This window comes from Sphaerimonospora mesophila (assembly GCF_001417795.1).
Classification (GTDB): Bacteria; Actinomycetota; Actinomycetes; order Streptosporangiales; family Streptosporangiaceae; genus Sphaerimonospora; species Sphaerimonospora mesophila.
The window spans coordinates 63,263-75,516 of record NZ_BCBX01000045.1; the positions used below are offsets into that span (position 1 = coordinate 63,263).

Below are 12,254 nucleotides of genomic sequence, written 5' to 3' on the forward strand. Positions count from 1 at the left end.
CCGGTGACATAGCCAGAAATCGATCAACCCACCCAGGCGCCAGTGGTGAAATTTCCGACATTGATTGCCATGACCGGTGCAGCGACCGATAGGTAGGCCATGAAAACCCAGGGCTTTCGTGCTCCGGCGATGCCGATCGACAGGTAGAGCGGCCACCACAGCAGCGAGGCTCGGCCCACCGACATATAGAAGGACGACATCGCGAGCAGCGCCACGGCCTGCGGCGCGAGATAGGCCAACTCGGCCCACCGGCGACGGACGAGCTGCCAGATGATCAGCACCACCAGCACGGCGGCCGCCAGGATCTCCTCACGATAGGACGTCTGCAGGCTCACCGGGTCTTCCAGCGAGCGCTGCCATGTGTTCTTGAGCACGGTCCAGGGCAGTTCCGCGTATCGACCCCAGTACTCCGCCTCGACGTGCTTCCACTCCAGCGGGTTTCCCGTACGACCCCACAAATAGAGCATGTAGGCCAGCACCGGCACCCCCGGCAGCGCCAGCCAGGGTGCCTTGCGCCAGCCGACGCCGCGCAGACCATTGCGTGCGACGAGGAACATTACGGCCAGACCGAGGGCGAGGAAGAGCCCGGAGATGCGGACACACGACGCGAAAGCCGCACAGACGGCGGCGGCCTCCCAACGGCCCTTGCGGGCCAGCAGCCACGCGGGGATGGCCAGCGCGAGGAACGGCGCCTCCGAATACCCCGCGAGCATGAACACTGCGAAGGGGCTGAGGAAGAACGCCAGTACGGTCCAGACGCCGCTGCCCTCGCGGTACGACTCGCTCAGCCGCGACAGCGCCACCGCCACGACGGCGCTCGCGACGAACGAGACCAGGACGATCGCGAGACTCCAGTCCTCGATGACCACGTGCATGGAGCGCAGGAGCAGTGGCAGGCCCGGGAAGAAGGCGGTGAGCTTCGGCGCGTCGGGCATGTCCGGCGGGCCGTCATAGCCGTACTGGGCGATGGCGATGAAATTGTCGGAGTCCCACGGCGTGAGCCGGTCGAGGATGGGAGCCTCCGTACGGCCGGGGGCCGCCAGAACCATGTAGATGTACGTGGCGACGTGCCAGAAGAACCAGATGAGCAGGGCCGTACGGTCACCCGGGCGGGACAGGACCCGTGACGACATCCCAGACGAAGACGACATGGCGCTGGACATGCGAGATGACAGGTCAGGCCGCGGCGGCGGGTCCACCCGCCCACCGTCAGGCTCCGCCGCGTCCTCGGCAGCCACGCCGCGGGCAACCGTATTCTCCGACGCGGCGTCGTCGGAGACCGTCTCCTGCTCGGACCCCCTGCGCTGATTCTCCGTCACGATGGCCTATTCCATACGCCGGGAAAGGGTTATGCCAAGAGGTTACGATCACTTTGTGACCGCCCATCGCCTCATTCGGCGTTCCGGCAGGTCAGCCTGTTGCACTATATGAAACTTGCAGCGCGGAACTACCGCGGAGCCACCGCCGAACCACTGCCGAAACTACCCCGGAGCCACTGCGGCAGTGACGCGGCAATGCCGTGGCGGTGCTGTGGCAGGGCCGTGGCGGTGCCGCGCGACCACTGCGGAACTAGCATGGCCGCGTGTGGTGGGACGGGTTCACGGCGACGGAACGGGATGTTCGCGCCATGGTCGGTGATCCGCGTTGGATCACGCTTCCGCCGATCACGAAGACCCAGGCCATCGCCCAGCGCGTGCTGACCACTCCGGACGGCTCGCAGTGGGTGTTCGGCGCACACGCCCGGTGGTACCGGCTCGACCGCGCCGACGGCCGCTGGCATCTGTCCGCTCCTCCGTCGCATCCCGCGATCAGGTCGGCCGCACGCCCGGGAGCACCCGGAGCGCCCCGAGCCCCGGGAACGCCGATGGCGCCGGGAGTATTCGGGACGGTGACACCGCCGGTGCCGCCCCAGTTGATCCCCACGGGTCCCGACTTCGCCTACGACCGGGGGTCCGTTCAGGCGTTCGTGGGGCCCGACGTGCCGCATGACGTCACCGAGGGGATCCGGGTGCTGATCAAGACCCATCGGGGCGCACCGCTCGATGAGTTCCCCCTGACCGGAGGGTTCGGGGAGGTCTTCGCCCGGGATGTCGCCGGAACGATCGCGGCCATCTGGGGCACGATCATGTGGTGCGCCTACGCGCCCGCCTTCGACGGCAACGAGGTGCTGCTGTCGACTTTCGGCGAGTTCTTCGCCCGGCCGCTACCGGGTGACGACTGGGTGCGCTGGCTGCCCATGGGGTCCTTCGACGCTCTTGTGACCATCTACGTCGAGCGGATGCGGTCGGGAGCCGAGCAGGCCGGCCTCCACCTGGCGAGCGTGATGGCCGAGACCGCGGCGGTGCTGCGCGCGGACGCCCGGTTCCGCCCACGGGCCGACGCCCTGCTCGCGATGGTCGGCCCGCTGTCCGCCCAGCCCTGGCTCGACCACCAGGCTCTCCACGCCGGTGCCGTACGGCAGGCCTGGCTGGCACGCTGTCCGCCGCACCTGGTCGCGGCGACGCTGCCCGAACTCTCGGCCGGGGACCACTTCCTGCACAGTCTGTACGACATGGTGGAGGCGCTGGGCTACCTGGCCGCGCGCGGGGTCGATCCCAGAACGGCCGCCGCCGCGCTGCTCGCCGCCGACGTGGCGGGGGTGTGCGGCACAGCGGAACCACATTGGGCGCCCGGCGCCTCCGGCACCGCGGACATCGTGACGCGCATCTACCCGTGGATCGACGACGAGTTGCGTGACGCGCTGTATGCCTCGCTTTCGGATCCACGGCATCCGCTGCGCGGGTGCTGGCCGCGAAACGGCACCCTCCCGGTCGCGATTCTTCCCCCCGACCGGGACACCGCTGCCGCACTGCTCGGCTCTGCCTACGCCACCGGGCTGGCCTGGTGCCGGCTCACCGGCACCTCCACCCCGACGAACGGTTTCGCCGTCTGCCGGGCGGTCGTCCAGTGCCTGATCCACGAGCGCGACGATCCGCTCCCCCCGTCGTGGGCGGGGTCATAGCCGTACCACCCCAAGATCCGAGAGTTGGTGATATTTCCGTCTTACCCGCTTAGCAATCCTTTCCCACCATCACCAACCGTTTCATCAAATCGTGATCCCGGTATCGCGGAAATGGTCACGGGGGGACGGATGACGCCCGGCGGAATGGTCCCGATGGGCCATGTCCCGGAAAGGTACCCGGACGTAACCTCGTGATGGGTGTTGGCTGCGGAAGGAAGGACGACGCGGTGGGGCACGACGACCTGGACTCTCGGGTCCATGACCGTGTCGCGTTGGACGAGATCGCGCTCTATGCCGAGGTGCTGGAGGCCGTGAACATCGCAGACGACCGACTGACCTTGGAAGAGCTCGACAACGCGCTGGGGTTGCGGACTTCGGCGAGCCACTGAAGCCATAGCGGCCGCCCCGGACTCCTCTCGACGAGTCCGGGGCGGTTTTCGCCGCTACTCCGCGGCACGGCCCCGAACGGGGCGAGCTCAGGCCACACGGTCCCGTACGGAACCATTCCGGCTCACGACCGGACGAGACGGGCGATGGCGGCCGAGGCCTCCTTCACCTTCTCCTCCGCCTGCGGCCCACCGTGGCTCACGGCCTCCGCGACACAGTGCCCGATGTGGTCCTCCAACAGCCCGAGGGCCACGGCCTGCAGTGCGCGGGTGGCCGCGGAGACCTGGGTGAGGATGTCGATGCAGTACGCATCCTCCTCGACCATCCGCTGCAGCCCGCGGATCTGGCCCTCGATCCGGCGCAGGCGGGTGAGGTATGCCTGCTTGTCCCCGCTGTACCCGTGCATGCCCCCACCATACCCTCTCCCCGTATCGAAACCCGGTGTCGAAGCCCATATCGCACCCCTTATCGACCCCCCATATCGCCCCCATGTCAACACCGGGGAGCGACGCCGGGAGACGACGGTGGAAGACGACGCCGGGAGACGACGGTGGGAGACGACGGTGGGAGACGACGCCGGGCCGCGGCTACTCCCGAGAGCGCAGGCCGTACATCAGTTCCTGCCAGCGGCCGACGATGGCGGGCGCCGCGTGCGCCGACGCGGACTCCAGCGCACCGGCGGCGAGCGCCATGCGGCGGCGCTCGTCGTCGACGAGCCCGAGCAGTGCCCCGGCGTACGACTCGATCTCGTCGTCGCCTTCGGGGACCAGGACGCTGTCACGTCCGGGACGCAGGAAACCCCGTGGGCCGCGCGCCCCGTCGAATCCGACTATCGGCACCCCGCAGCTCAGCGCCTCGATCACCGCCATCCCGAGCACCTCCTGTCTGGACGGCACCGCGATGATGGACGCCTTGGCGAACTCGCCCGGCAGATCGGGCGTGACGCCCATGAAGTAGACGTGGTTGTGCAACTCGAGCTCCTGGACCAGGGCACGCAGCCGCCGTTCCTCGGGCCCACTGCCATAGAGGCGCAGCCGCCAATCTGGGCGCTTGTCCGCGACTATCGCGAACGCGCGGATCAGCCGGTCGTACGCCTTGCCCCGCACCAACCGGCCGCCCGCGCTGACGATCCTGTTGTCCATGCGCGAACGCGGCCACGGCCCCGTCGGGAGCGCGTCCGGGATGGCGTGTACGGACAGATCATCCTCAAGTAGGTCGGCCCACTCCTCCCGTCCGCTCTCCGTGCTGGTCACGACGGCGTCCAGGCGCGGATAGAAGCGCTGGACGGGGCCCGGTACGGCCGGCCGGGTCCACTCCCGCGCGATGCGGATGACGTGCCGCGGCGCGTGCCTGGCCGCCTGGACGCTCAGCGTCGGCCGGGCGGTCACCAGCACCTCGCTGCGCAGCCCGCGCAGCATTCGCCACAGGGCGACCTCGGTGCGCATCTGCCCGCGTGGCAGCAGCCTGCGTGCGCGGGGACGGGCGTCCACCAGCCACCGCATCGTGACCCGACGGTCGACGGGGAAGAAGGGCGTCTCCCTGGTCCGCCGTACGCTCACCACCTCCACCTCGTGCCGTGCGGCGAGTTCTCCCGCGAGGTTCAGGGTGGCGCGGACGTCTCCGCGCATGCCGTACGCCGAGGGCACCAGGAAGGTGATCTTCACACTCCCACCTCAAGCCGCAACTCGTCGTCGATGGTGAAGGCGGGTCTGATGGGAACGCCGTCCATCAGGGCATGGGGGTAGGGGACCCGGCGCCGCTTGCCCTCGACGTCGTCGAGCCGGGCGCCCAGCGGCAGCCGCCGGCCCATCCCGTCGACGTCCAGGTGGGGCACCCAGACGCCCTGGCCGTTCGGGGTGGCGGCGAGCACGTCGCACAGCGACAGCGCGGCGTGGAACCGGACCCCGTGGACGGTGGCCGCGACGACGATCTGGGGTGCGGCCCCCGCGGTCTCGGCCGGTAGGTCACCGTGCAGTGGGTCACGGTGCAGTAGGTCACCGTTCGACAAGTCGCCGTCCAGGTCGGCGAGCCGCATGGTCAGCCTGGCCTCGTGATGCTGCTCGTCGTCGCCGAGGCCGGTGTAGGCGAGCAGCCCGGTCACCTCGAACCGCCCTTCCCGGAACCACACCGCCCGGACATCCGCGATCGGCTCGGCGTGATCGATCTTGATGGCCAGGAAGCCGTTGCGGGTGCGATAGGTGCGGTAGGCCATCGTGCGCCGCCCCAGCGCGTACGCGTCGAGCCGGTCGAGCGAGAAGCCCGGGTCGACGCTTCGGATCCGGGTCCGGGAGTCGCCCTGCTGGAGATAGGCGTCCCATCGACCGGGGGTGAGCGCCAGCGGCGCGAGCGAGACCGCGACGCTCGCGTCCGACGTCCGCAGGCGCCCGCTCCGCCGGTCCGTGGACCGCTCGCCGTCGGGGGAGCCAAGTGTCACGTGACGTTCCACCCCGCTGCCCCGCTGGCGCAGGACGAGCAGGGTGCCGTCGGCCAACGGCTCCTCGACGGCGATCCGGAGGGAGAGGACATCGGCCAGGGTGACCTCCGCGTCGGTGACGACCAACCCCGTCAACCTCGTTGCCGAGCGCACCGTCCAGCTCCCTCCCCGTCGATTGAGCCAACGTTGAGGTTACCGTGATTCTCCTGTTATGTGGAGAAAGACTTTGTCGCCGTCACCAGATAAACCCCACTTTCTCGCGGATTGACACACCGCCTACACAAATAGTGCATTCTTTCCGCAAAGACGCTTTACGCTCCCTTGACGGATTTGATCAGAAGCTGGGCGACGTCGACGACCTCGAGGGTCTCCTTGGCCTCGCCCGCGTTCTTCTTCTCATTGATCGCGTCGCCGAGCATGACCAGGCAGAACGGACAGGCCGTGGAGACGGTGTCCGGATCGGTGGTCAGCGCCTCGTCCACCCGCTCGGTGTTGATGCGCTTGCCGATCCGCTCCTCCATCCACATGCGCGCGCCGCCGGCGCCGCAGCAGAACCCGCGGTCCTTGCAGCGGTGCATCTCCTGCGCCTGGACACCGGGGACCTTGGCCATGATGTCGCGCGGCTGGGCGTACACCTTGTTGTGCCGGCCCAGGAAGCACGGGTCGTGGTAGGTGATCTTCTCCTCGATCGGCGTGATCGGGGTGAGCCTCCCCTCCTCGACCAGGCGGGCCAGCAGCTGGGTGTGGTGGACGACCTCGAACATGCCACCGAGCTGCGGGTACTCGTTGGCCAGGGTGTTGAAGCAGTGCGGGCAGGTGGCCACGATCTTCTTCACGCCCGCGTCGTTCAGCGTCTCGATGTTCTGCTGGGCGAGCATGTTGAACAGGAACTCCATGCCCAACCGGCGGGCCGGATCCCCGGTGCAGGCCTCCATCGGGCCCAGCACGGCGAACTTCACCCCGGCGATGTGCAGCAGCTCGGCGACCGCCTTGGTGGTCTTCTTGGCCCGGTCCTCCAGCGCCCCGGCGCAGCCGACCCAGAACAGGTACTCGGTGTCGGCGGGCATCTTCTCGTCCACGATCGGGACCTCGAAGGCGAGTTCCTCGATCCACTCGGCCCGCTTCATCTCCGACATGCCCCACGGGTTGCCCTTGTTCTCGAGGTTCTTGAGCATGACGCCCGCCTCGGAGGGGAAGGACGACTCGATCATCACCTGGTAGCGGCGCATGTCGAGAATGTGGTCGATGTGCTCGATGTCCACCGGGCACTGCTCCACGCACGCGCCGCAGTTGGTGCACGACCACAGCACGTCGGGGTGGATGACCCCGTCCTCGGCCACCAGCGGCTTGTCCAGCAGCGCCAGCACGTCCTCACCGAAGCCGGCCCGCTCCTCCTCGCCGGCCAGCAGGTACGGCGCCACCGCCAGCGCGTGGTCACGCTGGTCCAGGATGAGCATCTTGGGCGACAGCGGCTTGCCGGTGTTCCACGCCGGGCACTGGGACTGGCAGCGGCCGCACTCGGTGCAGGTGTAGAAGTCCAGGAAGCCCTTCCACGTGGTGTCCTGAATCTTGCCGCGGCCGAAGACGTCGACGTCGGGGTCGGCCTCCTCGAAGTCCAGCACCTTGCCGTTGCTGCGCATCGGCTGCGCCGCGCCCATGCCGTCCGGACGACGGGAGAACAGCACGTTCAGCGGCGCGGTGAAGATGTGCAGGTGCTTGGAGTTCACCACCAACACCAGGAACACCAGCATGAAGCCGATGTGCAGCAGCAGCGCGACCTGCTCCAGCAACTCCGCGGCCGTCTCACCGTGCGGCAGGATCTTGGCGACCGCCTCGGAGGCGAACGCCCCGGACTTGTAGGGGAAGTTGCCGGTGTTGACCGCGGCGGCACGGGCCAGGAACAGCGTCCAGATGATGTTGAAGATCATGAACAGCGTGAGCCAGGCGCCGCCCAGGTGCGAGCCGGCGAACCGGGAGTCACGCCCCAGCTTCTTGGGCGAGTTCTTGATCCTGATGACGGAGAAGGCGACCAGGCCGAGCAGACAGGCGACCGCGATGAAGTCCTGCAGGAAGCCCAGCACCGGCCAGGTGCCGATCAAGGGAATGTGGAAGTCGGCGTGCCCCGTGATCGCGCCCTTGATGATCGCGCCGTACGCCTCGATGTAGACGGTCAGCAGAATGAAGAACGCCCACATCACGAAGAAGTGCGCGGTGCCGGAGGGCGTCCATTTCAGCAGCTTGCGCTGACCGAAGACCTCCACCAGCTGGGTCTTGATCTCGGTGCCCACGTTCGCCTTGGCGTGCTCGATCCGCTCCGGGGCGGGCTGGCCGCTGGTGGCGAGCCGGAAGAGGAACAGTACACGGCGTCCGGCCAAGGCGACCGCGGCCACGGTCATGACGAGCCCGATTATCGCTACCCAGAGCACGGGTTCCTCCCATATGGAACGGTGACAGGGCACACCGAATGGTACCGTCGAGTAACATATGTCCATCACCGATGGCTACTTGAAGGCCGATGCTAGAACAAGGCTCTGGCCCAGATTACGCGGGGTCAGGTCATGCGGCGTCCCGGTGACGCCGTCCGACCGGATCAGGCCACACGGTCAGATCACCCGATCAGGTGACGTGGTCAGGTCACGCGGTGAGGTAGCGCTGAACGGTTGGGGCCAGCAGCTCGACCAGTTCCTCGGTGCCGGCCGACGCCAGCGGCTCCAGCCGCATGATGTGCCTGGCCATGACCATACCCAGCATCTGGGAGAAGGCGGTCTGCATCCTGATCTGCGGAACGCCCAGCTCCGCGCCGACCCGGCCCAGCACGGCGGACGAGAAGAACTCCCGCACCATGGCCACGCCCTGCTCGTTTACCATGGCGGTCCGCAGCAGGCCCAGCACGTGCTCGCGCGCGTTCGGATCACCGGTCATCGTCAGGATGAAGCGCACCAGGCGTTCGCCGACCTCCTCACGCGGACCATTGACGATCATGGGAATCACGACGGCCGGATCGAACGGCAGTCGCATGGCCGCGACGAACACCCCGTCCTTGGTCTCGAAGTAATGGTGGACCAGGGCGGGGTCGACCCCGGCGGCCCGTGCGATGCCCCGGATCGTGGCCTTGTCGAATCCCTTCTCGGCGAAGACCTTGCGCGCAGCGGCGAGGATCTCCCCACGGGTGTCGGCCGAGCCGGGCCGGCGGCCGGGCCGCCCCGGCCGCCGCCGTGCCTCCGCCGTGTCCGCCACGTGCGGCAATGTCTGGTTGTGTTCCGTCATGCTCGATCATGAAGCCGCCGCGGACGCGGCGAAGTTCAGCCGGGCGAAGGCGAGTGCCTCGGCGAGGTCGTCGATCCGCTCGGTACGGCTGGCCGCCTTACGCGTGTTGATCTCCAGCACGATGAGGCCGGTGTAGCCGGTGGTCGCCAGACGCTCCAGGATCTGCGCGCACGGCTGCGTGCCCCGCCCCGGCACCAGATGCTCGTCCTTGTTGGTGGTGCCGATGCCGTCGGCCAGGTGGAGGTGGGCGAGACGGTCCCCGAGCTTGACGGCCATCTCCATCGCGTCGGAGCCGGACACCGCCGTGTGGGACAGATCGAGCGTCACCTGCGGGAAGTCGTAGTCGACCGGATCCCAGTCCGGCGCGTACGGCACGACCTCGCTGCCCCTGGCTCTAAGGGGGAACATGTTCTCCACTGCGAAGACGATGTCGGTCTCCTCGCGCATGCGCGCCAGCCCGGCCTCGAACTCCCTGGCGTAGTCGCGCTGCCAGCGGAACGGCGGGTGGACCACCACGGTGGAGGCGCCCAGCCGCTCGGCCGCGTCGCGGGCCCGCCGCAGCTTGACCCACGGGTCACGGCCCCAGACCCGCTGCGTGACCAGCAGACATGGCGCGTGCACGGCCAGGATCGGGATCTCGTAATGATCACTGAGCCGCTGAAGGACGTCGACGTCCTGGCTCACCGGATCCTGGCCCACCATGATCTCGACGCCGTCATAGCCCAGGCGTGCGGCCAACTCGAAAGCATCCGGCGTACGCTCCGGATAGACCGACGCCGTCGAGAGCGCCACCTTCGCGTTGGGCACGCGGATGTTACTCATCAAGCCCGCCTCCCCTGGCGGTCCCTGCGCCCGTTCACGGATCCAGCCTAAGCCGCGTGCGGGCCCGGTGAGGCCTATCGTGGGCGCATGGCGCGGATCGTGAGCGGGGCCATACCCAGCCCGAACATCTGGAACTCCCCCCAGGTCTACGAACTGGAAAATCGCGCGGTGGATCCAGACGGCGCCGTGGATTGCGCCATGCGGGCGATCCGGCCCTGGGACGGCGCGACCGTGCTCGACATCGGCTGCGGGACCGGCTTCCACCTGCCTTCGCTGGCCGTGACCGCCGGGCGCGTCGTGGGGATCGAACCGCACGCCGACCTCGCGGCCATGGCCGCCGCACGCTGCGCCGCACTGGGCAACGTCGCCGTCCGTACGGGCACCGCCCAGTCGCTGCCACTGCCCGACGCGTCGGTGGACGTGGCCGTCGCCCGCTGGGCCTACTTCTTCGGACCGGGCTGCGAGCCGGGCCTGCGGGAGCTGACCCGGGTCGTACGGCGCGGCGGCGCGGCCTTCGTCGTGGACCTCGACGGCTCCCGTGGCGCCTTCGGCCGCTGGTTCCTCCGGTCGGTTCCGTCCTACTCTCCCGAGGCGGTCGAGCGGTTCTGGGTACGGCAGGGCTGGCAGCGTAGGGAGCTCGACCTGCGCATGGTCTTCGGGTCACGGGCGGACCTGGAGGCGGTGCTCCGCATCGAGTTCACCCCGGAGGTGGCCGAGGCGGCCATCACGGAGACGCCCGGCCTCGAACTCGCCTACCCCAACGTCCTGCGCTGGCGGTATTTCTGAAGCGACTCCTGAATCCCATGGGGATTGTCAGCCGGGCCAGGTAGCCTCCCGGTCGTGAGCAAGGCAGCGAAGCCGGCGTACCGGTGCGGCGAGTGCGGGTGGACGACCGTCAAGTGGGTCGGCCGGTGCGGGGAGTGCCAGGCCTGGGGCACGGTCGAAGAGGCGACCGCCCGGCAGGGCGTGAACGTGGTCAAGCCCGGCGCCGTGTCGGCTCCTGCCGTGCCGATCGGCCAGGTGAAGGCCGAGACCGTCAGCGCCAGGACGACCGGGGTCGATGAGCTCGACCGCGTCCTCGGCGGCGGCCTGGTGCCCGGCGCAGTCGTGCTGCTGGCCGGTGAGCCCGGGATCGGCAAGTCCACACTCCTGCTGGAGGCCGCCGCCCGCACGGCACGCGGGGAGACCGTGCTCTACATCACCGGCGAGGAGTCCACCGCCCAGGTGCGGATGCGGGCCGACCGGATCGGCGCGATCGAGGACAGGCTGTATCTCGCCGCGGAGACCGATCTGTCCGCGCTGGTCACCCATGTCGAGAAGGTGCAGCCGACGCTGCTGATCGTCGACTCGGTGCAGACGATCGGCTCGGCCGACGCCAGCGGCGTGCCCGGCGGCGTCACCCAGGTCCGCGAGGTCGCGGGCAACCTGGTGCGCCTGGCCAAGGAGCGCGCCATGTCCACCGTGCTCGTCGGCCATGTGACCAAGGACGGCTCGATCGCCGGCCCCCGGGTGCTCGAGCACCTGGTGGATGTGGTCCTGCATTTCGAGGGCGACCGCAACTCCCGGCTGCGGCTGGTGCGCGCGGTGAAGAACCGGTTCGGCCCGGTGGACGAGGTCGGCTGCTTCGACCTGCACGAAGGCGGGATCACCGGCATCTCTGACCCGAGCGGCATGTTCCTGTCCCGGCACCGCGAGCCGGTGCCGGGCACCTGCGTCACGGTCACGATCGAGGGCACCCGGCCGTTCCCGGCCGAGTTGCAGGCCCTCGTCGGCCCGACCGAGGCCCCGCAGCCGCGGCGGACCTCGTCCGGTCTGGACCCCTACCGCGTGGCGCTGGTGCTCGCGGTGATGGAGCGGCGACTGCGTGCCAGCGTCAGCAAATGCGACGTGTTCACCGCCACCGTCGGCGGCATCAGGCTGACCGATCCGTCGGTCGACCTCGCGCTCATGCTGTCGGTGGTGAGCGCCTTCGGCGACACCCCGCTGCCCGCCGGGCTCGTCGTGCTCGGCGAGGTCGGGCTGGCGGGCGAGCTGCGCCAGGTGCGCGAGGTGCGGCGGCGGCTCGCCGAGGCGGCCCGGCTGGGCTTCACCCGGGCCATCGTCCCCACCGGTTCGCTGGACGACGAGAGCAACTCGCTGGAGTCCGCGCCGCCGCGCCGCGGCAACGTGGTCGCCCGTGGCAACCTGATCGCCCTGCGGCCCTCCGACGCGCGGACCAGGGCCTTCGCGCCCGGCTTCGAGGTGACCGAGGTCGACAACGTCTGGGACGCCCTCGCCCACGTCAAGTGAGACAGGGGTGAAGAGGGGGTACGCCGGTAAGCTGGCGGGACGGCCGTCCGATCG

At 69.0% G+C, this 12,254-nt stretch carries 10 protein-coding genes; 3 read left to right on the forward strand and 7 right to left on the reverse strand.

The features are described from left to right. Positions 1-23 precede the first annotated feature (23 nt). Positions 24-1,319: a mannosyltransferase family protein gene (locus tag AP234_RS26270; protein WP_152990627.1), complete on the reverse strand. Its 1,296-nt coding sequence runs from the start codon at positions 1,317-1,319 to the stop codon at positions 24-26. 263 nt (positions 1,320-1,582) lie between these two features. Between AP234_RS26270 and AP234_RS26275 the strand changes: the two genes are divergently transcribed. Then, complete coding sequence (locus AP234_RS26275; protein ID WP_235558387.1) at positions 1,583-3,001, forward strand: hypothetical protein; 1,419 nt, start codon at positions 1,583-1,585, stop codon at positions 2,999-3,001. A 511-nt stretch (positions 3,002-3,512) separates the two neighbouring features. Here the strand turns inward: AP234_RS26275 and AP234_RS26285 are convergent. The 6 genes from AP234_RS26285 to AP234_RS26310 all read right to left on the reverse strand — a co-directional run bounded on the left by AP234_RS26285 (position 3,513) and on the right by AP234_RS26310 (position 9,911). Continuing rightward, positions 3,513-3,794: a metal-sensitive transcriptional regulator gene (locus AP234_RS26285; RefSeq protein ID WP_055482417.1), complete on the reverse strand. Its 282-nt coding sequence runs from the start codon at positions 3,792-3,794 to the stop codon at positions 3,513-3,515. 181 nt (positions 3,795-3,975) lie between these two features. Continuing rightward, positions 3,976-5,052, reverse strand: coding sequence for a glycosyltransferase (locus AP234_RS26290; protein ID WP_055482418.1), 1,077 nt, complete (start codon positions 5,050-5,052; stop codon positions 3,976-3,978). Then, positions 5,049-5,975: a hypothetical protein gene (locus AP234_RS26295; RefSeq protein ID WP_235558388.1), complete on the reverse strand. Its 927-nt coding sequence runs from the start codon at positions 5,973-5,975 to the stop codon at positions 5,049-5,051. The genes AP234_RS26290 and AP234_RS26295 overlap by 4 nt, the downstream gene beginning before the upstream one ends. Positions 5,976-6,133: 158 nt before the next feature. Continuing rightward, a complete protein-coding gene (locus AP234_RS26300; protein WP_055482420.1) occupies positions 6,134-8,248 on the reverse strand; it encodes a (Fe-S)-binding protein in 2,115 nt (704 codons plus the stop codon). A 208-nt stretch (positions 8,249-8,456) separates the two neighbouring features. Next, the gene (locus tag AP234_RS26305) at positions 8,457-9,089 is read right to left on the reverse strand and encodes a TetR family transcriptional regulator (RefSeq protein WP_055482421.1); all 633 of its coding nucleotides are present in this window, start codon (positions 9,087-9,089) and stop codon (positions 8,457-8,459) included. 6 nt (positions 9,090-9,095) lie between these two features. Then, the gene (locus tag AP234_RS26310) at positions 9,096-9,911 is read right to left on the reverse strand and encodes a sugar phosphate isomerase/epimerase family protein (protein WP_055482422.1); all 816 of its coding nucleotides are present in this window, start codon (positions 9,909-9,911) and stop codon (positions 9,096-9,098) included. Between the two features lie 87 nt (positions 9,912-9,998). Between AP234_RS26310 and AP234_RS26315 the strand changes: the two genes are divergently transcribed. Together AP234_RS26315 and radA are read left to right on the forward strand one after the other, a co-directional pair. Further along, a complete protein-coding gene (locus AP234_RS26315) occupies positions 9,999-10,697 on the forward strand; it encodes a methyltransferase domain-containing protein (RefSeq protein ID WP_055482423.1) in 699 nt (232 codons plus the stop codon). Positions 10,698-10,751: 54 nt separating this feature from the next. Further along, the gene (gene radA / locus AP234_RS26320; RefSeq protein ID WP_055482424.1) at positions 10,752-12,200 is read left to right on the forward strand and encodes a DNA repair protein RadA; all 1,449 of its coding nucleotides are present in this window, start codon (positions 10,752-10,754) and stop codon (positions 12,198-12,200) included. Positions 12,201-12,254 lie beyond the last annotated feature (54 nt).

Coding starts and splice junctions, on each gene's coding strand:
- AP234_RS26285 (WP_055482417.1), bottom strand. CDS start 3,794: ATGCACGGGTACAGCGGGGACAAGCAGGCATACCTCACCCGCCTGCGC.
- AP234_RS26305 (WP_055482421.1), bottom strand. CDS start 9,089: ATGACGGAACACAACCAGACATTGCCGCACGTGGCGGACACGGCGGAG.
- AP234_RS26310 (WP_055482422.1), bottom strand. CDS start 9,911: ATGAGTAACATCCGCGTGCCCAACGCGAAGGTGGCGCTCTCGACGGCG.
- AP234_RS26315 (WP_055482423.1), top strand. CDS start 9,999: ATGGCGCGGATCGTGAGCGGGGCCATACCCAGCCCGAACATCTGGAAC.